The organism is Lentzea flaviverrucosa, from assembly GCF_003350445.1.
Classification (GTDB): Bacteria; Actinomycetota; Actinomycetes; order Mycobacteriales; family Pseudonocardiaceae; genus Lentzea; species Lentzea californiensis.
This window is the reverse complement of sequence record NZ_QQAU01000008.1, coordinates 380127-401418: the sequence shown is the minus strand read 5'-3', so window position 1 is coordinate 401418 and position 21292 is coordinate 380127. Positions and strand designations below refer to the sequence as shown.

Sequence of the window (21292 nt, the reverse complement as noted above, 5' to 3'; positions counted from 1 at the left end):
TGGTCGTCCCGCCAGGAGTTGAACCTGGGACCTACCGCGTATCAGACGGACGCTCTCACCGGACTGAGCTACGGGACGGAGTGGAAGACGAGGGTGTCGAACCCTCCGGGGCGATCTTGCAAGGATCACCTGCGCGCCGGCGCGTCCCCCTGATTCAGTTGTGCAGTGCCGCGGGCAGGATTCGAACCTGCACTGGACGCGTTCTGAGCGCGTTGCCTCTTCCGTTGGGCTACCGGGGCGTGCGGATCCGGGGAGTCGAACCCCGACTGTCATGGCCCTCAACCATGTGCCTCTGCCAGTTGGGCTAGATCCACTTTCGTGGCGAACGCATTGTTTTCGGGCAGCACCGATGGAAGGAGTCGAACCCTCGGGAAACGGGTTTGGAATCCGTTCCGCTTCCAAAGCTCATCGGCATCGGCGTGACAAAAAGAAAACCGCCCAGGGTTTCCCGTGGGCGGCTCCGAGGTCATGACCTGGGGATCAGGTCATGGCGTGGAGCCCCACGCCACCGCCAGCAGACCGCCGGCGATGAGGGCGAGAATTCGCCATCCCGCGAGCTGAGCCTTGGCAAGCATGTCTTCCTCCGGTTGATCTCTGTTGTTCGTGATGGGACCAAGTTAAGCGACCGTCCGGGACGGCCGCAACGCATTTAATGCTACGCAAGAAAACGGCGCGCATCCGGTGGATGCGCGCCGTTCCAACTCCTGGGAAACCTCAGACGGTGAAGCCCAGCGCGCGCAGCTGCTCGCGGCCGTCGTCGGTGATCTTCTCCGGGCCCCACGGCGGCATCCACACCCAGTTGATGCGGAAGTCCGACACGAGACCGCCGCCCGCGCCGCCGGTGAGGGCCGCGCGGGTCTGGTCCTCGATGACGTCGGTCAGCGGGCAGGCCGCGGACGTGAGCGTCATGTCGATGGTGGCGACGTTCTTCTCGTCGACGTGGATGTCGTAGACGAGCCCGAGGTCGACGACGTTGATGCCGAGCTCCGGGTCCACGACGTCGCGCATCGCCTCTTCGAGGTCGTCGAGCGCGGCGACGTCAGCTGTGGGCTCGAAGACCGGCATGCCTTCGGCTCCCCGGACGACTTCTTCGGTGCTCATGCTGCTCCCTGGCTTCGTGCTACTGCGTCTTTGAAGGCCATCCAGCCCAGCAGCGCGCACTTCACGCGCGCCGGGTACTTCGCGACTCCGGCGAAGGCGATGCCGTCCTCGAGGACGTCCTCGTCCGGCTCCACCTTGCCGCGGCCCTGCATCAGCTCGACGAACGCGTCCAGCTTCTTGAACGCCTCGCCCACGGGCTTACCCACGACGAGGTCGGTCAACACCGACGTCGAGGCCTGGCTGATCGAGCAGCCCTGGCCGTCGTAGGAGACGTCCTGCACCACGTCGTCGACGAGGTGCACCCGGAGCGTCACCTCGTCGCCGCAGGTCGGGTTGACCTGGAACGACTCCGCGTCGAACGGGTCTCGCAGGCCTCGGCCGTGCGGGTTCTTGTAGTGGTCCAGGATGATCTCCTGGTACATCTGCTGGAGCTGCATCAGGCCACCCCGAAGAACTTCTGCGCCTCGCGGACGCCGTCGACCAGAGCGTCGACCTCGTCCAGCGTGTTGTACAGGTAGAACGACGCGCGCACGGACGACTGGGCCTTCAGGCAGCGGTGCAGCGGCCACGCGCAGTGGTGGCCGACGCGCACGGCGATGCCCAGGCTGTCGAGCACCTGGCCGGCGTCGTGCGGGTGGACGCCCTCGATCTCGAACGGCACGGCGCCGCCCCTGGCGACCGCGTCCTGCGGGCCGATCAGGCGAACACCCTTGATGCCCGAAAGACCTTCCAGGGCGGCAACGGTCAGCGCGTGCTCGTGAGCGTTGACCCGCTCCATGCCGACGACGCTGAGGTAGTCCACCGCCGCGCCCAGACCGACGGCCTGGGACGTCATCGGCGAACCGGCCTCGAAGCGCTGCGGCGGCGGGGCGAACGACGAGCCCTCCATCAACACCTGCTCGATCATCGAGCCGCCGGTGATGAAGGGGGGCAACGCCTCCAGCAGCTCACGACGTCCGTAGAGGACACCGATGCCGGACGGGCCGAGCATCTTGTGGCCGGAGAACGACGCGAAGTCGACGCCCAGCCTGCGGAAGTCGACCGGGCTGTGCGGCACGGACTGGCACGCGTCCAGCACCGTCAGCGCGCCGACCTTGCGCGCCGCCGCGACGAGCACGTCGACCGGGTTGATCACGCCGGTCACGTTCGACTGGTGCGTGAACGCGACGACCTTGGTGCGCGGCGTGATCACGCTGTCCACATCGGACAGGTCGAGACGACCGTCCTGGGTCAGCGTGAACCACTTGAGCGTCGCACCGGTCCGCGAGGCGAGCTGCTGCCACGGAACGAGGTTCGCGTGGTGCTCCATCTCGGTCACGACGATCTCGTCGCCGGCACCCACGACGAAGCGCGCGGCCTCGGGACCCGAGGTCGCGGCGTTGCCCATCGCGTACGCCACGAGGTTGAAGCCCTCGGTGGCGTTCTTGGTGAACACCAACTCGCCGAAGTCGGCGCCGACGAAGTCCGCGATGCGCTGACGCGCACCCTCGTACGCGTCGGTCGCTTCCTCGGCCAGCTGGTGGGCACCCCTGTGCACAGCGGCGTTGTGCTGCTGCAGAAAAGCTCTTTCAGCGTCCAGAACCTGCGTCGGGCGTTGCGAGGTGGCGCCGGAGTCCAAGTAGACCAGGCGCTTCCCGTCACGAACGGTGCGAGACAGGATCGGGAAGTCCGCCCTCAGGGCGGCCACGTCCAATGGTGCTGCGGTGGTGGTCACAGCGCCTCCTCTCAACACCTGATAACGCTAGGAAATGGCTGCGGCTTCCTTGGATCCGGTGTACTTCACGTAACCCTCGGACTCGAGCACGTCGGCCAGCTCGCGGCCACCGGACTCGACGATCCGGCCGTTCGCGAAGACGTGCACGAAGTCCGGCTGGATGTACTTGAGGATCCGGGTGTAGTGCGTGATCAGCATGACGCCGACCTCACCGGAGGCCTTGTAGCGGTTGACGCCCTCGGACACGACGCGCAGGGCGTCGACGTCCAGACCGGAGTCGGTCTCGTCGAGGATCGCGATCTTCGGCTGGAGCAGGCCCAGCTGCAGGATCTCGTGGCGCTTCTTCTCACCACCGGAGAAGCCCTCGTTCACCGAACGCTCGGCGAACGCCGGGTCGATGTCGAGGTCTGCCATCGCACCCTTGACCTCCTTCACCCAGTGGCGGAGGTTCGGGGCCTCGCCGCGCACGGCGGTGGCGGCGGTGCGCAGGAAGTTCGACATCGAGACGCCGGGGACCTCGACCGGGTACTGCATGGCGAGGAAGAGGCCCGCGCGGGCGCGCTCGTCGACGGACATCTCGAGGACGTCCTCACCGTCGAGCGTGACGGTGCCCGAGGTGACCGTGTACTTCGGGTGCCCGGCGATCGCGTAGGACAGCGTGGACTTGCCGGAGCCGTTGGGGCCCATGATGGCGTGCGTCTCGCCGGCCTTGATCGTCAGGTCGACGCCCTTGAGGATCTCCTTGGGAGCGTCCTCACTGACGACCGAGACGTGCAGGTCCTTGATCTCAAGGGTGGCCATGACTTGCCGTTCTCCTGGTGGTGTAGCTAGAAGTCAGTCAGTTCGTGGTGACGGTGACGTCGACGAAGACGTCGCCGTCACGGATGTCGACGGCGTAGACGTCGACCGGTTCGCTCGCGGGTGGCGACGAGGGCGCGCCGGTCTCCAGGTCGAAGCACGACCCGTGCAACCAGCACTCGATCCCCTTGCGGGAGACCTCGCCCTCGCTCAGCGACACCGCGGCGTGCGAGCACAGATCAGCGAGTGCGTGCACCCGCTCGCCGTCGCGCACCAGCACGAGGTCGACGTCGTCGACGCTGGCGGCGAACGGCTTGCGGTCGTCCAATGCGGACAGTGCACACACCTTGATCACGTGCCGACCGCCTCGAGCTCTGCCTCGATGGCCGCCTCGAGGCGCTCGCGCACCTCGGGAACGGCGATCTTCGCGATCAGCTCCTGGAAGAAGCCGCGCACGACGAGACGCCGTGCCTGGTCCTCCGGAATGCCGCGCGCCTGCAGGTAGAAGAGCTGCTCGTCGTCGAACCGGCCGGTGGCGCTGGCGTGGCCCGCACCCTCGATCTCGCCGGTCTCGATCTCCAGGTTCGGCACCGAGTCGGCACGCGCACCATCGGTGAGGATGAGGTTCCGGTTCAGCTCGAACGTCTCGGTGCCCTCGGCAGCGACGCGGATGAGCACGTCACCGATCCACACCGCGTGCGCGCCGTCGCCCTGCAGCGCGCCCTTGTAGACGACGTTGCTGCGGCACTTGGCCTGCGCGTGGTCGATGAACGGGCGGTGCTCCTGGTGCTGGCCCGCGTCCGCGAAGTACAGACCGAACAGCTCGGCGTCTCCGCCACGGCCCGCGTACTGCACGACCGGCGTCACGCGCACGACGTTGCCGCCGAGCGTGACCACGGTGTGCTTGATGGTCGCGTCGCGACCGAGCTTCACGTGGTGCTGCGAGACGTGCACGGCGTCGTCGGCCCAGTCGTGGATGGTGATCACCGTGAGGTGAGCGCCGTCCGCGACGAGGAACTCGATGTTGTCCGCGTACGCGCCGGAACCGCGGAAGTCCAGGATCACGGTGCCCTCGGCGAACTGCGAGGCCTTGACCTGGATGTGGCCGTAGGCGACGGCGTCCACGCCGGCACCGGTCACCGTGACGGTGGTCGGCTCGGACTTCACGTCACCGGGCAGCGTCACGATCGTGGCGTTCTCGAACGACGAGTACGCCTGCGCCGCGACGCGGTCACCGGGGACGCCGGCGGTGCCGAGCCGTGAGTCGTCACGACCCACGGTCTCGACGGTGACGCCGGAAGCGGCGCTCACCTCGACGGCAGCGGTACCCGTTGCCGCAGCGCCGGAGTGCAGACCGGCAAGACGCTTGAGAGGCGTGAAGCGCCAGATCTCCTCACGGCCGCCCGGCACCTCGAACGCGTTCACGTCGTAGGACGTGAAGTGCTCCGCGCGAGAGGTGACCGGAACGACGGCTCCGTGGGAGTGGGGTTTCGTAGACAGGGCGGCCATGTCAGCCGACGGCCCCTTCCATCTGCAGTTCGATCAGGCGGTTCAGTTCGAGGGCGTACTCCATGGGGAGCTCGCGCGCGATGGGCTCGACGAACCCGCGCACGATCATCGCCATGGCCTCGTCCTCGTTCAGGCCGCGCGACATCAGGTAGAACAACTGGTCCTCGGAGACCTTCGAGACCGTGGCCTCGTGACCCATCTGCACGTCGTCCTCGCGGACGTCGACGTACGGGTAGGTGTCCGAGCGGCTGATGGTGTCGACCAGCAGCGCGTCGCACTTCACCGTGGACTTCGAGTGGTGCGCCCGCTTGTTGACCTGGACCAGGCCGCGGTACGACGTGCGGCCACCGCCCCGCGCCACCGACTTCGAGATGATCGTCGAAGAGGTGTGCGGTGCCATGTGGACCATCTTGGCGCCGGCGTCCTGGTGCTGGCCCTCGCCCGCGAACGCGATCGAGAGGACCTCGCCCTTGGCGTGCTCGCCCATCAGCCAGACGGCCGGGTACTTCATGGTCACCTTGGAGCCGATGTTGCCGTCGACCCACTCCATGGTCGCGCCCTCTTCGGCCTTGGCGCGCTTGGTGACCAGGTTGTAGACGTTGTTCGACCAGTTCTGGATCGTCGTGTAGCGGCAGCGGCCGCCCTTCTTCACGATGATCTCGACCACGGCCGAGTGCAGCGAGTCCGAGGAGTAGATCGGCGCCGTGCAGCCCTCGACGTAATGCACGTAGGCATCCTCGTCGACGATGATCAGCGTGCGCTCGAACTGACCCATGTTCTCGGTGTTGATCCGGAAGTAGGCCTGCAGCGGGATGTCCACGTGCACGCCCTTCGGCACGTAGATGAACGAGCCACCGGACCACGTCGCGGCGTTCAGCGCCGAGAACTTGTTGTCACCCGCGGGGATGACGGAGCCGAAGTACTCCCGGAAGAGCTCCGGCTGCTCCTTCAGGGCGGTGTCGGTGTCGAGGAAGAGGACACCCTGCTGCTCCAGGTCCTCGCGGATCTGGTGGTAGACGACCTCGGACTCGTACTGGGCCGCGACACCGGCGACGAGGCGCTGCTTCTCGGCCTCCGGGATGCCCAGCCGGTCGTAGGTGTTCTTGATCTCCTCGGGCAGGTCCTCCCAGGAGGTGGCCTGCTTCTCGGTCGAACGCACGAAGTACTTGATCGAGTCGAAGTCGATCCCAGAGAGGTCAGCGCCCCAGCTCGGCATCGGCTTGAGGTCGAAGAGCTTCAGCGCCTTCAACCGGTACTCGAGCATCCACTCGGGCTCGCTCTTCTTCGCCGAGATGTCGCGGACGACATCCTCGCTGAGGCCTCGGCGTGCGCTCGCGCCGGCAGTGTCCGAGTCGGCCCAGCCGAACTCGTAGTTGCCGAGAGACGCAATCGTCTCTTCCTGCGTGAGCGGAGACTGCACCGTGGTGGGCGTGCGCTGCTCGGCAGCGGTAGTCATGCGGGCTCCCCTCCATCATCTGGGATCCGTGGAACGTTCGGGATGTGCGTCGTGCACACGGCGTGGCCGCGTGCGATCGTCGCAAGGCGCTGCACGTGGGTACCGAGAAGATTCGCGAACGTCTCCGTCTCGGTCTCGCACAGCTGGGGGAACTCGGCGGCGACGTGGGCGACCGGGCAGTGGTGCTGGCACAACTGCTCGCCCGTACCCACGTTTCGCGCCGCCGCAGCGTAACCCTCCCTGGTCAACGCGGTCGCGAGGGCCTTCGCCCGTTCGGCGGGCGTGACCTGGGCCACGATCGTCGAACGGTGACCGTCCACGAGTGCGTCGACACGACTTTGCGCAAAGGCGCGCACTGCCTCTTCCCCGCCAGTCTGCGCGAGGAACCTGAGGGCGGCGACCGCTAGGTCGTCGTAGGCGTGGCCGAACCGGGCGCGTCCGGCGTCAGTCAGCAGGAAGAACTTCGCGGGACGGCCACGGCCACGTTGGGTCTGCCGGGGTGCGTCCCTCGTCGTCGCCTCACCGTCCGCGAGCAGCGCGTCGATGTGACGACGCACTGCCGTGGGACTGATGCCCAGCTCCTCGGCGATGCCCGCCGCGGTGACCGGGCCCTGCTCCAGGAGGAGCCTGGCGACAGCACGCCGAGTCTTGCCGTCGTGCTGAGGCACGGCGTCAAGGTGGGTCTCGGCGTTTTTCACAACACCAGTGTTGCGTATTTCGCCGGAGGTCGCAAAGATCGCGGTCACAGGGTGACCTGACTCACGGCTGAACGTGGCTCGATACTCTCCTGACATGTCCACGAACGGCGGAGCTGTCACTCCGGAGAGCGACCTTCTGAACGGTCGGGAGCGTCGCCAGCTGGACATCGTCCGTCGCTGGGGCACCATCGGCGCGTTGCTGCTGACCGTCGGATCGCTGGGCGGCGGGGCCGCACCGATCTACTCGCCGCTCTACGGCGTGCCCGTGCTCGGGCTCTTCTCGAGGATGCCCAGTGTCGCGATGGGGGTCGTCTGGACCGGCATCTTCATGATCGTGTCGGCCTGGCTGGCGCTGGGCCGGTTCGTGAAGCCCGGCCGGCCGAGGCTGATCTCGCGCGGTCAGATGGACCGCACGCTGCTGATGTGGACCGTTCCACTGGTCTTCTGCGTGCCGATGTTCTCCCGCGACGTGTACTCGTACCTGGCGCAGAGCGAGATCGCGGCGCGCGGGCTCGACCCGTACGAGCTGGGGCCCGCGAACGCGCTGGGCGTCGACCACGTCCTGACGCGCGGTGTGCCGAACATCTGGCGCGAGACTCCGGCGCCGTACGGGCCGCTGTTCCTCGCGTTCGGCCGGTTGACCGCGATGCTGACCGGCGACCACGTGGTGTCCGGTGTGTTCGTGCACCGGCTGCTGGTGCTGGTCGGCCTGGGGATGATCGTGTGGGCGCTGCCCCGGCTCGCCGCCCGGTTCGGGGTGCCGCCGGTCGGCGCGTTGTGGCTGGGCGCGCTGAACCCGCTGGTGCTGTTCCACATCGTCATCGGCGTGCACAACGACGGCCTGGCGCTCGGCCTCATGCTGGTCGGCCTGGAGCTCGCGATGCGCGGGCTGGAACCGCTGAAGTGGACCTGGATCACGCTGGGCGCCGGGGTCATCGTGTGCGGGGCGATGGTGAAGATCCCCGCCATGGCCGCGCTCGGGTTCCTCGGCGTGATGGTGGCGCGCAAGCTCGGCGGGCAGCTCAAGCACCTGGCAGCCGTGGCCGGGATCATGGCCGTCATAGCGGCGGTCGGGGTGGTGGTGATCTGCCTCGGCACCGGGTTCGGCTTCGGCTGGGTCGAGACGCTGAACGTCGCGTCGACCGTGAAGTCGTGGATGTCGCCGCCGACCGCGCTGGGCTTCCTCGGCGCCGGCACCGGCATCCTGCTGGGCCTCGGCAACCACACCGAGGCGATGATCTCGCTGACCCGGCTGCTCGGGCAGGCCGTGTCCGTGGTGATCACGGTCGGGCTGCTGTGGCGCAGCTTCAAGGGCCGGATCAAGGCGATGAACGGCCTGGGTGCGGCTCTGGGCGCGATCCTGGTGCTCGGGCCGGTGCTGCAGCCCTGGTACGTGCTGTGGGCGGCGATCCCGCTGGCCACCGCCGTGGTCGGGCCGAAGTTCCGGATGTTCGCCATGGTGACGTCGGCGATCATCGCGATCATCCTGCCGCCGACCGGGTCCGCGTTCGACGGGCGTGCCTACACCGTGCCGCAGGCGGTCGCCGGTGCGGTGATCACGTTCGCGGTCTGCGTGCTGGTCGCCCGCAAGCGGGTCGGGCCGTTCCTGAAGTCCGACCCCGCCGGCGGAGGACAGGTCTGAGGGGCCAGTCGGGCCGGTAACCCCGAACCTCCGGCGGACGAGTCACCAGCAGGGGAAGATCTTCGCCGGAGGGGGTGACGTGGCATGTCCGAACAACCCATGTCGCGGGAAGAGGTCCGGTTCGCCGTCGTGCTCAACGGCGGTGTGAGCCTCGCCGTCTGGATGGGCGGCGTCGTGCTGGAGCTCGACCGCCTGACCAGGCAGGGATCGGTGTACCAGCCGCTGCTGGACCTGGTCGGCTGCAGGGCGAGAGCGGACGTCATCGCGGGCACGTCCGCGGGCGGCATCAACGGCGCCGCGCTCGCGTTGTCGCAGGTCAACAAGCAGGCCGACCTGACGAGGCTGCGCGACCTCTGGGCCGAGCAGGGGCGGATGGAACAGCTGCTGCGCACACCGTTCCGCGGCCAGCCGGGCTCGCTGCTCAAGGGCGACGAGTTCTTCCTGCCCCGGCTGCAGGAGGCGCTGGCCAGGCTCACCGCGGACTTCGACCCGACCGAGCCCGACGAGCGCCCGATCGACCTGCGCATCACCACCACGCTGCTCGGCGGCGTCCCGGAGGTGACCTACGACGACCTGGGCCAGCCGCTGACGCAGTCGGTGCACCAGGGCTCGTTCTCGTTCCGCCGCGACCCCTACAACTGGGTCAGCGAGGAGACCAGGGACGACTTCGCGGCCGCGACGCTGAACGACCGCGTGCTGCAGCTCGCGCTGGCCGCGCGGTCGAGCGCCAGCTTCCCCTTCGCGTTCGAGCCGAGCTTCATCCCGGTCGGCGGCCAGGCCACGCCGGACCGCCCGGACATGGCGGACGTCGCCAGCTGGGCGAACGGCGGCGACCGCAGCAGGTTCGCCGTCGACGGCGGTGTTCTCGTGAACACGCCGACGAAGGAGGCCCTCGAGGCCATCGACCGGATGCCGGCGGACGGGCCGGTGCGGCGGGTGATGCTGCTGGTCTTCCCGCACGCCGAGCCGCTGGGTTCCGAGCCGGTGGCCGACACGTTCGACAAGGGACTGACGACGGTCGGGTCCGGCGGCAAGCTGCTGGGCGCGATGTCCAGCCAGGCCGGCCGGACCTACGTCGAGAAGATCGAGGAGCACAACCGGCGCGCCGCCGGCAGCAGGGGCGGCCGGATGGCGTTGCTGGAACGGCTGCACGCGGGCGGTGAGGACGTCGTCAGCGAGGTGTACTCGTTGGCGGACAAGCTCTTCGGCCACTACGAGGACGTCGAGATCCGGCTCGCGGCACGGCAGGTGACGGCGCAGCAGTTCGCGCTGGCAGGCGGGAATCCGGCGAACTGGTCGTTCGAACGGGCGCGCCGGGCCGCGGAGACCGCGCAGCGCAAGTGGAAGGAGCTGCACGGCGTCCTGCCGTACGTGCCGGGCGTGCGGCTGCCGGGGGTCGTGTGCCGCGAGGACGTGGGCTGGGAGTGGGGCATCACGATGGCCGAACGCCTCGGGGCGTCGGCGCTCGACCTGCTCAAGCGGCTCGTGTGGGTGGTGCCCGAGGCGCAGGCCGCCGAGGTCACCACGGCCCGCCGCGAACTCCACCGGGTCCGCGCGGAGCTGCGCAGGCTGCGGGAGGAGCTGTTCGACTGGAAGCCGTCGGACTCGGTCGGCGAGACCTATTGGACCGGCCGGCTCGCGAGCTACCACGAGCACATGATCGACGGGCACCTCGGCCTGGAGGTCAGGGCGCAGGTGGCCGAGATCGGCCGGGTCGTCGGCGCGGTGCAGCAGGTGGTCACCTCGCTCGACGAGCACCGGCTGAAGCTCGGCGGGCTGGTCTGCTGGCACGCGCTGCTCGACGCCCCGGCGGTGGCGTCCGAGGCGGGCCTCGGCGACGGCGAGCGGTGGCTGAGTCGCCTGCTGGCGCTGGAGATCGCCGGCACGTGCCTGTCCGACGACGCCTCGACCGGGATGGACACCCCGGTCGAACTGGTGCAGGTGTCGCTGCAGACGCGCAACGCGTTCGCGAAGCAGTCGCTCACGGCCGAGGACAAGGCCGGTGGCGCCTCGCTGTCGCGGTTCTCCGGGTTCCTCAAGCGTTCGTGGCGGGTCAACGACTGGATCTGGGGCCGGCTGGACGGCGCCACGATGCTGTGCCGCGTGCTGTTCGACCCGCGGCGGTTGCGGCGCATGGACCTGCTGGGCCGGCCGGCCGATGACCGGCGCACCGCGGAGGAACGCGCGCAGGCCGTCGTCGACCAGGTCGTCACGGCGATGTTCGGCCTGGAGCTGCCGGTGCAGGTCGCCGTGTGCGCCGAGGAGGCCAAGAAGGAGCTCGCGGGCATCTACGAGACCGGGAACGAGCTGTCGCCGTCGTCGATGAAGCTCGCCGAGCTCGCCGCGTGGGGCCTGCACTGGCGGATCATCTGCGAGGAGCTCCCCCGGCTGCGGGCCGCGATCATCGCCGACCGCGGTGACGGCGCGGACAAGCGTTCGCGGGGCGAGCTGTTCCTGGAGGAGCACGCGGACCTGTTGCGGCGCCTCGAATATCAGCAGGAGCACACGGTCACGCTGGGCATGTCGGCGTTGAACGCCTTCGACCGCGCGGGCATCGGCCGTGAGCCGCTGACCCAGGAGGCGGCGTCGGACCAGATGATCCGCACGGCCGCGACCGCCGCCGCCGTGGCGGTCACGGTCGCCGACTCCGAACGCTCCGGGCTCGCCGCGGTCAGGCCCGTGACGCGGGTGCTGCGCGGTGCCGCCCTGCTCCCGTACTGGACGATCACCGGCCTGACCCGCGGCGGCAGGCTCGCGCAGTTCCTGGGTCTGCTGGGGCTCGCGGTCGGCGGCGCGCTGGTCGTCATGGCGTTGTTCGGCATGCTGCCGGCGTGGGCCGCCGGTCCCGGTGCGGCGCTCGGCGCGGCCGGCCTGCTCGGCGCCTTCGGTTACGCGGCACTGCGCAGCGGCACGATGCTGCACGGCCTGGTGCTGCTGTCACCGGTGATCCCGTTGGTGGCCATAGCCGTCGAGAGACTGCCCGACGACACGGCGGAGATCACGACGGGCACGATCACGGTGGCCGGTGTCGCGTTCGTCGTCGCCGCGCTGCTCGTGCTCGGCTCGCTGCCCTCCCCGATCCGCACACCGCTCGCCGTGCTGGCCGACTTCCGGCCGTGGCGGATCATCAGGCGGCGCTGGAAGCAGGCGGCGGTGGTCCTGCTGGTGGCGGGGATGGTCTGGTCGGTGTGGCAGTTCGAGCTGCACGCCAAGCCGTGGCTGGTGATTCCCGCTTCGATCCTTTGTGGAGCGTTCGGTGTCCGGATGGCGTTGACGGGCGGCAAGTCGTTGCAGCGCTGGCGCCGCGTCGAGGGTGTGTGGGGCACGGAACGCGCCGAGCCTCCCGCCGCCGCGACCGCCGGGTGGGCCGTGGTCTACGGCCTCGGCTACCTCGTGGTCGCCGACGTGCTGCTGGTCATCGGGCCGCGCGGCTGGGGCTGGCAGGCGGTGATCGGCACTGCGCTGGCGTTCGGCCTGACGCTGCTGCTGATCACACCCTGGTACGTGCCCCGCATCGAACGCCGCCGGCTGCGCGACCAGCTCGTCGACGAGGCCGTGCCGGCGCTCTACCCGCCCGGTTGTGACGTCGCGGCGACGTTGCGCGAACGGCTGGAGGGCCACGCCTCGCTGTACCGGTTCCTCATCCATGGAGACGGCGAGCACCCCTCCGAGCTCACGCTCTCCCACGCCGGACTGGCTGTGGCGCAACGGATCGAGGCGAAGCTCCGATGAGGGCCGACGCGACGCGCAACATCCAGGCGGTGCTGCGCGCGGCCGCACGGGTGTTCGCGGCGGACCCCCTCGCGCGGATCGCTGACGTCGCCGAAGCGGCGGGCGTGGACAAGCGGACCGTCTACCGGCGCTTCGACTCGCGCGAGGACCTGCTGCTGGCGGTCTACCGCGCCCGGCTCGACGAGCTCGAGTCGTTGATCGACGCGACCTTCGCCGACGACCGGCCGGTCCGCGACGCGCTGCTCGCGTTCGCCGAGGGCGGCATCCGGCTCAGCCGCGACTGGCCCGTCGACATCCGCGCCGTGGCCGACCCGGCGATCGGTCAGCGGCGTGAGGAGCTGGACGCGCGGATGGACGAGTTCCTGCGCCGTGCCGAACAGGCGGGGGTCATCGCGGCCGGGTTGCCCGCCGGGTGGTCGTTGCGGACGTTGCAGACCCAGCTGCACACGGTCGCGCAGGAGATGCCCGCGCTCGAGCCCGGTCCCGCCGCCGCGCTCGTGGTCGAGACGTTCCTGCACGGCGTGGGCGCCTGAACCCTGTGACGAGGGCCATGCCCGTCCCGGGCATTTTCGCGCTGCCTCCAGCGTCATAAGTGTCATAGAAAGTGACACTTAGATCGGAGCAGACGATGTCGAGGACGTGGCTCATCACCGGGGCGTCACGGGGTTTCGGGCGCAGGCTGGCCGAGGCCGCCGCCGAGGCGGGTGACCGGGTCGTCGCGACCGCACGGCGACCCGAACAGCTCGAGGACCTGGTGGCGCGGTACGGCGACCAGGTGCGCGCGGTCGCGCTGGACGTGACCGACGCGGACGCGGCCCGCCGGGCGGTCGAGCGGACCGTCGAGGCCTTCGGCTCGCTCGACGTGGTCGTCAACAACGCCGGCTACGCCAACAGCGCGCCCATCGAGGAGATGTCCGAGGCCGACTTCCGCGCCCAGGTGGAGGCGAACCTGTTCGGCGTCGTGAACGTGACCCGCGCGGCGCTGCCGGTGCTGCGCCGCCAGCGGTCCGGAACCTTCCTGCAGTTCTCGTCCGTCGGCGGCCGCGCGGGCGGCACGCCGGGAATGGGCGCGTACCAGACCGCGAAGTTCGCGGTGGAGGGCTTCTCCGAGGTGCTGGCGAACGAGGTGGCGCCCTTCGGCGTGCGGGTCGTGATCGTGGAGCCGGGAGCGTTCCGCACCGACTGGCAGGGTTCGTCGATGGTCCGCCACCAGGTCGGCCCCGACTACGAGGAGACCGTCGGGGCGATCAACCGCTTCCGCGACGAGACCGACGGCAGGCAGCCCGGCGACCCCGCCCGCGCGGCGCGGGTGATCCTCGACGTCGTCGCCTCGGACGAGCCGCCGCGCCGCCTCGTGCTGGGTGCCGCCGCGGTCGAGACGGTGCTGGCGGCGGAGGCCCGGCGCACCGCCGAGACCCAGAAGTGGGCCGCGGTCAGCGCGTCCGCCGACTTCCCCGCGGACGAGGACTGACACGGCTTCGGCCCGGCCGCGTCGCGCGACCGGGCCGGTGAGCGCCGACTCCCAGGACGCTCAGGCCGCCAGTGCGATGACCGGCACGGTCTGACCCATCGCCCGCGCGTACAGCGCCTCGAAGCGCTCCAGCGTCGTGGCGAGGGCGTGGTGCGAGATGATCTCGCTGCTGGCCGCGCCCATCCGCGCCCGCATCGGCGCGTCGTGCACGAGGGTGTGCAGGCGCTGCGCCAGCTGGTTCACGTCGCCCGGCTCGAACAGCCAGCCGTTGCGGCCGGAGTGCACGAGGTGCGGCAGCGCCATGGCGTTCGCGGCGATCACCGGCTTGCCCGCCGCCATCGCCTCCATCGTGGCGAGGCTCTGCAGCTCCGCGACGCCGGGCATGACGAACAGGTCGCAGCGGGCGTAGGCGTCGAGCAGGTCGTCCTCGGAGACGAAGCCGTGGAAGCGCACGCGGTCGGTGATCTCCAGGTCGCGGGCCAGGAGTTCCCACTCCGCCTTGCACGTGCCGTCGCCGACGATCTCGCCGAACGCGCCGGGGACGCGGGCCAGGGCGCGCAGGAACTCGTCGACGCGCTTCTCCTCGTCCAGGCGGCCCACGAACAACGCGGTCGGGCGGTCGTTGTGCGTCACGGAACGCTGGTAGCGGGCGATGTCGATGCCGCACGACACGGGCACCGCGGCCGCCGGGAAACCGCTGTCGTGCAACAGCTGCACGGCGCGCGGGGTCGGCGCGGTCACCACGTCGGCGCGGCCGAAGACGCGGGCCAGGTCGCGGTAGGCGAACTTGCGGGCCATGCCCTGCAGGAACGCCGGCACGTGGGCGTGGCTGAACAGGTTCTCCGGCATGAAGTGGTTGGTCGCCAGCGTCGGGATGCCCTGGGCCACCGCGGAGTTCAGGACGAACCGGCCCACCACGAAGTGCGCCTGCACGTGCACGACGTCCGGCTTGAGCGACTTGACCAGCTCGTCGGCCTCGCGAGAGGCCTGCCACGGCAGGCAGAAGCGGAAGTCCGGGTAGAACGGCAGCCGGTGCGACCGCAGCCGGTGGACCGTGACACCGGGGATCTCCGTGGCCCTGGGTGAGTCCGGGGCGATCACGTGGACGTCGTGGCCGTTCTCGGCGAGGCCGACCGCCAGGCGCTGCGCGAAGCGCGCGGCACCGTTGACGTCCGGCGGGAACGTGTCGGCGGCGATGACGACGCGAAGCGCGCTGGAGGTGTTCACGAGGAGCTCCGTTCGGATGTTTTCACGAGGTTGACGAGCAAGTGCGAACACGCCGCAAACGGCGGCGAGAGCGCAGGCGAACAGCGCGACACCTGTCACAGGGGACAGGTGCGCGGCCTCGCCGAGCAGGAAGGCGCCGAGGCCGACCGCGACCAGCGGGTCCACCACGGTCAGGCAGGCAACAGCGAGATGAGGGGGCCCGCCGGCGTAGGCGTGCTGGACCAGCCAGCCGCCGACGGCGAGCGAGAGGGCGATGCCGAGCACGGACGCGAGGTGGGAGAGCCCGAAACCGCCTTGCTGCACGGACTGGGAGACCGCGCGCATCAACACGGACACGTAGGCGTATGCGACGCCACCGGCTGATGCGAACGCCACGGCGCGAACGCGTGCGTTCGCCGTAAGGGCTGCGATCACGCCCGGCACCGCGATGAGACCGAGAACCACTAGTCCTGCGGTGAGTTCGATGTCCGGCACGACCTTGGTCGCGGTCGCACTGCCCGAGGCGAGCAACACGAACGCACCGACACCCACGGTCGTGAGCAGGATCGCCGGCAGCTCGCGGAAACGGCGATCCATCAACGCGGTCATGCCGATCGCGAGCACACCGATCGGCTGCACGACCGTCAGCGGCGCCATGCCCAGCGCGGCGGCGTGCACCCCGGCACCGGCGACGAGCAACGCGAGCCCGCCGAGCCACCGGGGCTGCCGCAGGACGCTGGCGCGGGCTCCGGTCGCGGCGATCGCGTCGTGCTGCAGGCGGGCCGCGAGGGCGAAGCACACGGCACCGAACACGGCGAGCGTGATGGCGAGCATGGTCATGAGGTGCGCCTCACCTGTAGTGCCGCGATGGCGAAAAGGAGTCCGTAAAGTGATGCGAACAAAACGCGTTCCGTGAGTCCGCGCGCCTCGAAACCGGCGAAGGAAACGTGGCTGACCAAAAAAGCCGCACTGGAGACGCTCGCCGTTATTGCGACACCGAGCAGGGCCGGAAATTTGCGGGCGATGAGCACACCGGCCGCGGGCAACGCCATGAACATGACCGCGCCGGCGTACCGGTGGATGTAGCCCGACGTGGACGTCGGTGCCCCCGTCGGATCGGTCGGGAAGATCGTCGACACGGTCAGGCCTGCCGACCACACGCCGATCAGCCACTGCGCTGACCTGCCTACACCTCGCAGGTGAACGGCCAGCAAAGCCGAGACGGCCGCGAGGCTGAGAGACGTCGCCGCGAGCCAGCCCGTGCCGTTGTCCACGAACACGTAGTCGCTGATCACGTCCGTGACCGGGTTGAGCTGACCCGCCGACATCACATGCAGGTAGAAAATCGGGACCAGTGAGAACACCAGACCCCCGACCACCAGTCCCCGTCTTTTCTCCCCCGCTTCGATCACGGGAAAAGTCTCTTGGGAAAGCCGTGATCAACCAATGGGGAACTCCCCCGAGCGAACCCTGAGGTGTCCCTGAGTCGCCGGGGTAGGGCTAGCCCCACCTTTTTCAGCTCTGCTTCAGGAATAGGCCGAATGACCCAGCTGCGTGCGGATCGTCCCGACCGCCTAGGCTGCGTGCTCGTGAGCCCGAATCCCCAGCCTGCGGTGGAAGTGTCGGGGCTGGTCAAGAGGTACGGCTCGAAGACCGCCGTCGACGGCCTCGATCTCGTTCAGCAGCCCGGCACCGTTCTCGCCCTGCTCGGGCCCAACGGCGCCGGCAAGACGACGACCGTCGAGATCTGCGAGGGTTTCCGCAAGGCAGACGACGGTTCGGTGCGCGTGCTCGGACTCCCGGCCGGCACCGAGGCGCTGCGGCCCCGCATCGGCGTGATGCCGCAGGGCGGTGGCGGGTACCCCGGCATCCGCGCCGAGGAGATGCTGAACCTCGTGGCCGCCTGCGCGAAGAACCCGCTCGACCCGAAGTGGCTGATCGACGTCCTCGGGCTCGGTGGCGCGGTGCGCACCCCGTACAAGAGGCTCTCCGGCGGCCAGCAGCAACGGCTTTCGCTCGCGTGCGCGCTGATCGGCCGCCCCGAGCTCGTGTTCCTGGACGAGCCGACCGCGGGCATGGACCCGCAGGCACGCCGTCTGGTGTGGGACCTGGTCGCGGCGCTCAAGGACGACGGCGTGTCCGTCCTCCTGACGACGCACCTCATGGACGAGGCCGAGTCGCTGGCCGACGACGTCGTGATCATCGACGAGGGCCGCGTGGTCGCGCAGGGCTCCCCCGCCGAGCTCACCGCGAACCGGCCGGACGACCAGCAGCTCCGGTTCCGCGCCCGGCCCGGTCTCGACACCACGTTGCTGTCCGCCGCACTGCCCGAGGGGTTGAAGGTGCGCGAGGTGACGCGGGGCGCGTACGTCGTGGAGGGTCTGATCGACCCCCAGGTCGTCTCGACCGTCACGTCGTGGTGCGCCCAGCAGGGTGTGCTGGCCGAGGAACTCACGGTGGCCAAGCGCAGCCTCGAAGACGTTTTCCTGGAGCTGACCGGCAGGGAGCTGCGCTCGTGACCACCTTCGCTCCCGGCACGTTCAAGCCCTCGCCCGGCCGCGGGTCGCTGCCCCGCATGCTGTTCGTGCACGCGCGCACCGAGGCGATGCTGACGTTGCGCAACGGCGAGCAGATCCTGCTCACGGTGATCATCCCGCTGGCGTTGCTCGTGGCGCTGGCGCTGATGTCGGTGATCCCGATGCCGGAGCCGCGCGTCGGGTCCGCCACCGCGCGGATCTTCGCGCTGGCGATCATCTCCTCCGCCTTCACCGGGCAGGCCATCGCGCTCGGCTTCGACCGGCGTTACGGCGTGCTGAAGCGGCTTTCGGCCTCGGCCCTGCCCCGCTGGCTGCTCGTCGCCGGACGGGTCTGCGGCGCGCTGGTCGTGGTCGCGCTCCAGATCGCGATGCTGGCGGTCACGGCGTTGATCCTGGGCTGGCGCTTCCCGTTGAGCGGCCTGCCGTGGGTGGTGCTGCTGATCGTCCTGGGCACGCTGACGTTCGGCGCGCTGGGCGTGCTGCTGGGCGGTTCGCTGCGGGCCGACGTCGTGCTGGCCCTGGCGAACATCATCTGGTTCGTGCTGCTGATGGTCGGCGGTGTGGCGCTGTCGGTGCCCGTCGGGTTCGTGCACCTGCTGCCGTCCGCCGCTCTCGCCCAGGCGCTGGAAACCTCTGTGGTGCACGGCACCGCTCCGGGTGTGGGCCCGGTCGCAGTGCTCGTGGCCTGGGGCGTTGTCGCGGGTGCGTTGGCGACCCGGACGACGAAGCTCACCTGATGTCGTGAGTGTTTTTCGTCGCCCCAGCGACGGAAGACACTCACGACATCAGGTCCCCGCTTCCAGGAGTCGGCACAGCGAGACCTACCATCAGTGGCGTGTCGAAGCTGACCGCCTTCCTCGTGTCCTGGCAGCGCGCGTTCGCGATTGCCGTCGTCATCGCGCAGGCCGGAATCGCGGTCACCGGGTCGATCGTCCGCGTGACCGGCTCCGGGCTCGGCTGCCCGACGTGGCCCGAGTGCGTCGACGGCAGCGTCGTCCCGGTCGAACACCCCGAGGTCGCGGCCCTGCACCAGTGGGTCGAGTTCGGCAACCGCACGCTGACCGGTGTCGTCGGCATCATCGCGGGCCTGTGCGTGCTGGCGGCGTGGTTCCACCTGCCGCGACGCCGGCGGGTGCTCGTGCTCTCGCTCGTCCAGCTCGTCGGTGTGGCCGTGCAGGCCGTCGTCGGCGGCATCACGGTGCTGACGGGCCTGGCCTGGTACACCGTGTCGATCCACTTCATGATCTCGATGGGCCTGGTGTGGATGGCCGTGCTGCTCGTGAGCTCGCTGTCCGAGGGCGACGGGCCGGTCAGGCTGAAGGTGCCGGCACCGTTGATGAGGCTCCAGGTCGTCATGGCCGTCGTGCTGGGCGCGTTGCTGCTCGCGGGTACCTGGGTCACGGCCGCGGGCCCGCACGCCGGTGACGCGTCGACGCCTCGCCTGGGCGTCGAGGTCGAGACGCTCGCGCAGATCCACGCGGATCTGCTGTTCCTGTTCCTGGGCCTGCTGATCGCGGTCGGGTTCTTCACCCGCACCCGCACTTACTGGACGCTCGTCGGCGTCGTGCTCGCTCAGGGCGCACTGGGCATGGTCCAGTACTGGACGGGCGTGCCCGAGGTGCTCGTGTCGATCCACGTGCTCGGCGCCGGCGCGGTCGTCGTTGCCACGGCGGCACTCTGGACGTCCTCGCGGGAACGCACGCACGAGGTCGAGCTGCCCGCTTCCGAGGATCAGGCGCTCAGCAAGGCCTGAGCCTCGTCCTGGTCGTTGTGCCCGGCCCAGTTCGCGGGCGTGGCCTCGAAGTTCACGTCGGTGATGGTCCGGTCGGCGCCCGCGTCGAGCAGGATCCGGATCACCGGCAGGTGGCCGCGTTCGGCCGCGAGGTGCAGCGCCGTCACGCCCTCGCCGTGCATCGGACCGCCGAACGTCGTGCGCTGGTTGGGATTCGCGCCGAGGTCGAGCAACGTGCGGGTGGCGTTCTCCAGCCCGCACCAGGCCGCCCACGCGAGCGCCGTGCCGCGGTAGACGTCCGCGTCGATCCTGGCGCCGCGCTTGAGCAGGTCGCCCAGGATCTCGGTGCGGTCGTTGCGGGCGGCCCACGACAACGCCTCGTCGAGCACTTCCTGCGGGTCGTTCGTCGGCCACCAGCGCGGGAACCCGCTGTGCGGGCGGTAGTAACCGCGCCTGGACTCCGGTTCGGCCGCCAGGTCCAGCTCACCCAGACCGGCCGCCGTGCGCAGGTTCGCCGGGTGGACTCCGTGCTGTGCCAGCAGTTCGGCGGTCTCCCTGTTGCCCCAGAACAACGCGACGGTGAGCGGGGTACCGCCCTCGCCGCGAGCGTCCAGGTCGGTGCGGGCGCCCTTGCCCAGCAGCAACCGGGCCAGGCCGGGGAGGTTCGCGTAGGCCGCCTGGTGCAGCGCGGTCCAGCCGTGCACGTTCTGGTGGTCGATGTCCGCGCCGGCGTTGAGCAACACCTCGACGAGGCGTTCGTCGCACTTCGCCGCCGCGAGGCCGAGCAGGTCGTTCCCGTTGGTGCCACTGGCCTTCACGAGCCACGGGTCGCGGGTGATGATCGCCTTGAGCTCGCCGGCGTCCTGCATCTCGATGGCCTGGTAGGCGCGGGCGAACGGCCGCGGCTTGCGGATGTTGGCCTTGAGCGCCTTCCAGTCCTCGCACCCGTGGGCCCTGGCGAGCACCATGTGCGCGCCCTCGTCCGTCAGCGGAACGTCGTCGAAGACCTCCAGCGCACCCGGCACGCCGTCCCACGCGGAGGCGAGCAGACCCCGGGCCCGCTCCTCGTAGTACTCGACGTCATCGCGAAACGGGTGCCACATGGCACCACGCTACTTCGGTGCGGCAGGCCTGCGCTCCCACAAAGCGGGCAGTTCCTCTGAGAGCCAACCGTAGAGGTTGTCGACGGTCCGCAGCCGCATCGACCGCTCCGGATCGCCGCTGAGCAACCGCATGCCGTCGTCGGTGAGCGTCTGGACGCTGGCGATCGCGTCGAACTTGCGCTGGATGAAGTCCGTCCAGGCCTTCTCGTTGATCCGGTACTCGGCCGCCTGCCGCCCACGCCGCGTCCGCTTCGACACCAGGCCGACGTTGACCAGGTACTTCAGGTTCGTGCTGATCGACCCGCTGCTGGCCTCGAGCTCCTGCGAGAGCTCGGCCGCGGTGCGCTCGACCGGCTGGCACACCAGCAGGTAGCCGAGGATGCGGCCGCCGATCAGCGGAATGCCCTCCTCGGCGAAGTGGGCCGCGAACCGCTCGATCCAGGCCGACAGTCGGGTCTCGCGTCCGACGCTCATCTCAGTGATCCCTTTCGGTCGACACTGAAATCATCGTAGCGATCTTGTCAACACGTGCAACCAACCGGTTGCGTTTGGGGTCGGGAAGTGCAACCATCGGTTGCACATTACTTCTCATA

Annotated in this window: 19 protein-coding genes and 3 tRNA genes; 7 read left to right on the top strand and 15 right to left on the bottom strand. The window is 69.5% G+C overall.

Annotated elements, in window-relative coordinates:
- The 11 genes from DFR72_RS26100 to DFR72_RS26050 all read right to left on the bottom strand — a co-directional run bounded on the left by DFR72_RS26100 (window position 1) and on the right by DFR72_RS26050 (window position 7246).
- Window positions 1–78: transfer RNA gene (locus DFR72_RS26100), tRNA-Ile, on the bottom strand.
- 88 nt (window positions 79–166) lie between these two features.
- Window positions 167–239 (bottom strand) — tRNA-Leu (locus DFR72_RS26095).
- 1 nt (window position 240) lies between these two features.
- Window positions 241–314, bottom strand: a tRNA-Leu gene (locus DFR72_RS26090).
- 400 nt (window positions 315–714) lie between these two features.
- Complete coding sequence (locus tag DFR72_RS26085; protein WP_090067068.1) at window positions 715–1101, bottom strand: metal-sulfur cluster assembly factor; 387 nt, start codon at window positions 1099–1101, stop codon at window positions 715–717.
- Window positions 1098–1538 (bottom strand): Fe-S cluster assembly sulfur transfer protein SufU, encoded by a 441-nt coding sequence (gene sufU, locus DFR72_RS26080; protein ID WP_090067067.1) that lies wholly within the window; start codon window positions 1536–1538, stop codon window positions 1098–1100. Before sufU ends, DFR72_RS26085 begins: the two co-directional genes overlap by 4 nt.
- On the bottom strand, window positions 1538–2815 hold the full coding sequence (locus tag DFR72_RS26075; protein ID WP_090067066.1) for a cysteine desulfurase: 1278 nt from the start codon (window positions 2813–2815) through the stop codon (window positions 1538–1540). The genes sufU and DFR72_RS26075 overlap by 1 nt, the downstream gene beginning before the upstream one ends.
- A gap of 27 nt (window positions 2816–2842) precedes the next feature.
- Complete coding sequence (gene sufC, locus DFR72_RS26070; RefSeq protein WP_090067065.1) at window positions 2843–3616, bottom strand: Fe-S cluster assembly ATPase SufC; 774 nt, start codon at window positions 3614–3616, stop codon at window positions 2843–2845.
- 37 nt (window positions 3617–3653) lie between these two features.
- The gene (locus DFR72_RS26065) at window positions 3654–3968 is read right to left on the bottom strand and encodes a non-heme iron oxygenase ferredoxin subunit (protein WP_090067064.1); all 315 of its coding nucleotides are present in this window, start codon (window positions 3966–3968) and stop codon (window positions 3654–3656) included.
- The gene (sufD, locus tag DFR72_RS26060; protein ID WP_090067063.1) at window positions 3965–5122 is read right to left on the bottom strand and encodes a Fe-S cluster assembly protein SufD; all 1158 of its coding nucleotides are present in this window, start codon (window positions 5120–5122) and stop codon (window positions 3965–3967) included. The genes DFR72_RS26065 and sufD overlap by 4 nt, the downstream gene beginning before the upstream one ends.
- Before the next feature lies 1 nt (window position 5123).
- Window positions 5124–6578: a Fe-S cluster assembly protein SufB gene (sufB, locus tag DFR72_RS26055; RefSeq protein ID WP_090067062.1), complete on the bottom strand. Its 1455-nt coding sequence runs from the start codon at window positions 6576–6578 to the stop codon at window positions 5124–5126.
- Entirely contained in the window at window positions 6575–7246 is a 672-nt protein-coding gene (locus DFR72_RS26050) for a helix-turn-helix transcriptional regulator (RefSeq protein ID WP_245983511.1), read from the bottom strand. Before DFR72_RS26050 ends, sufB begins: the two co-directional genes overlap by 4 nt.
- A gap of 124 nt (window positions 7247–7370) precedes the next feature.
- Between DFR72_RS26050 and mptB the strand changes: the two genes are divergently transcribed.
- The 4 genes from mptB to DFR72_RS26030 all read left to right on the top strand — a co-directional run bounded on the left by mptB (window position 7371) and on the right by DFR72_RS26030 (window position 14121).
- Entirely contained in the window at window positions 7371–8918 is a 1548-nt protein-coding gene (gene mptB, locus DFR72_RS26045) for a polyprenol phosphomannose-dependent alpha 1,6 mannosyltransferase MptB (protein ID WP_090067060.1), read from the top strand.
- A gap of 84 nt (window positions 8919–9002) precedes the next feature.
- Window positions 9003–12650, top strand: coding sequence for a patatin-like protein (locus tag DFR72_RS26040; RefSeq protein WP_090067059.1), 3648 nt, complete (start codon window positions 9003–9005; stop codon window positions 12648–12650).
- Window positions 12647–13183 (top strand): TetR/AcrR family transcriptional regulator, encoded by a 537-nt coding sequence (locus tag DFR72_RS26035; protein WP_090067058.1) that lies wholly within the window; start codon window positions 12647–12649, stop codon window positions 13181–13183. Before DFR72_RS26040 ends, DFR72_RS26035 begins: the two co-directional genes overlap by 4 nt.
- Before the next feature lie 95 nt (window positions 13184–13278).
- Window positions 13279–14121, top strand: coding sequence for an oxidoreductase (locus DFR72_RS26030; RefSeq protein WP_090067057.1), 843 nt, complete (start codon window positions 13279–13281; stop codon window positions 14119–14121).
- Between the two features lie 60 nt (window positions 14122–14181).
- Here DFR72_RS26030 and DFR72_RS26025 read toward each other — a convergent pair whose 3' ends face one another.
- Window positions 14182–16167 (bottom strand): glycosyltransferase, encoded by a 1986-nt coding sequence (locus DFR72_RS26025; RefSeq protein ID WP_090067056.1) that lies wholly within the window; start codon window positions 16165–16167, stop codon window positions 14182–14184.
- Entirely contained in the window at window positions 16164–16739 is a 576-nt protein-coding gene (locus DFR72_RS26020; RefSeq protein WP_245983509.1) for a DUF998 domain-containing protein, read from the bottom strand. Before DFR72_RS26020 ends, DFR72_RS26025 begins: the two co-directional genes overlap by 4 nt.
- A gap of 201 nt (window positions 16740–16940) precedes the next feature.
- Between DFR72_RS26020 and DFR72_RS26015 the strand changes: the two genes are divergently transcribed.
- From DFR72_RS26015 to DFR72_RS26005, 3 genes are all read left to right on the top strand, one after another.
- Window positions 16941–17846, top strand: a complete 906-nt coding sequence (locus tag DFR72_RS26015; RefSeq protein WP_425459918.1) for an ABC transporter ATP-binding protein — start codon at window positions 16941–16943, stop codon at window positions 17844–17846.
- Entirely contained in the window at window positions 17843–18601 is a 759-nt protein-coding gene (locus tag DFR72_RS26010; protein WP_425459916.1) for an ABC transporter permease, read from the top strand. The genes DFR72_RS26015 and DFR72_RS26010 overlap by 4 nt, the downstream gene beginning before the upstream one ends.
- Window positions 18602–18699: 98 nt before the next feature.
- Window positions 18700–19617, top strand: coding sequence for a COX15/CtaA family protein (locus DFR72_RS26005; protein WP_177224577.1), 918 nt, complete (start codon window positions 18700–18702; stop codon window positions 19615–19617).
- Here DFR72_RS26005 and DFR72_RS26000 read toward each other — a convergent pair.
- Window positions 19596–20699: an ankyrin repeat domain-containing protein gene (locus tag DFR72_RS26000; protein ID WP_090067054.1), complete on the bottom strand. Its 1104-nt coding sequence runs from the start codon at window positions 20697–20699 to the stop codon at window positions 19596–19598. The genes DFR72_RS26005 and DFR72_RS26000 overlap by 22 nt on opposite strands.
- A 9-nt stretch (window positions 20700–20708) precedes the next feature.
- A complete protein-coding gene (locus tag DFR72_RS25995; RefSeq protein WP_090067053.1) occupies window positions 20709–21173 on the bottom strand; it encodes a GbsR/MarR family transcriptional regulator in 465 nt (154 codons plus the stop codon).
- Window positions 21174–21292 lie beyond the last annotated feature (119 nt).

What these genes read in the sequence shown, in the direction of transcription:
- DFR72_RS26035 (WP_090067058.1), top strand. Translation starts at nt 12,647, where the DNA reads ATGAGGGCCGACGCGACGCGCAACATCCAGGCGGTGCTGCGCGCGGCC.
- sufD (WP_090067063.1), bottom strand. Translation starts at nt 5,122, where the DNA reads ATGGCCGCCCTGTCTACGAAACCCCACTCCCACGGAGCCGTCGTTCCG.
- mptB (WP_090067060.1), top strand. Translation starts at nt 7,371, where the DNA reads ATGTCCACGAACGGCGGAGCTGTCACTCCGGAGAGCGACCTTCTGAAC.
- DFR72_RS26025 (WP_090067056.1), bottom strand. Translation starts at nt 16,167, where the DNA reads ATGACCATGCTCGCCATCACGCTCGCCGTGTTCGGTGCCGTGTGCTTC.
- DFR72_RS26040 (WP_090067059.1), top strand. Translation starts at nt 9,003, where the DNA reads ATGTCCGAACAACCCATGTCGCGGGAAGAGGTCCGGTTCGCCGTCGTG.
- DFR72_RS26030 (WP_090067057.1), top strand. Translation starts at nt 13,279, where the DNA reads ATGTCGAGGACGTGGCTCATCACCGGGGCGTCACGGGGTTTCGGGCGC.
- sufB (WP_090067062.1), bottom strand. Translation starts at nt 6,578, where the DNA reads ATGACTACCGCTGCCGAGCAGCGCACGCCCACCACGGTGCAGTCTCCG.
- sufC (WP_090067065.1), bottom strand. Translation starts at nt 3,616, where the DNA reads ATGGCCACCCTTGAGATCAAGGACCTGCACGTCTCGGTCGTCAGTGAG.
- DFR72_RS26085 (WP_090067068.1), bottom strand. Translation starts at nt 1,101, where the DNA reads ATGAGCACCGAAGAAGTCGTCCGGGGAGCCGAAGGCATGCCGGTCTTC.
- sufU (WP_090067067.1), bottom strand. Translation starts at nt 1,538, where the DNA reads ATGCAGCTCCAGCAGATGTACCAGGAGATCATCCTGGACCACTACAAG.
- DFR72_RS25995 (WP_090067053.1), bottom strand. Translation starts at nt 21,173, where the DNA reads ATGAGCGTCGGACGCGAGACCCGACTGTCGGCCTGGATCGAGCGGTTC.
- DFR72_RS26000 (WP_090067054.1), bottom strand. Translation starts at nt 20,699, where the DNA reads ATGTGGCACCCGTTTCGCGATGACGTCGAGTACTACGAGGAGCGGGCC.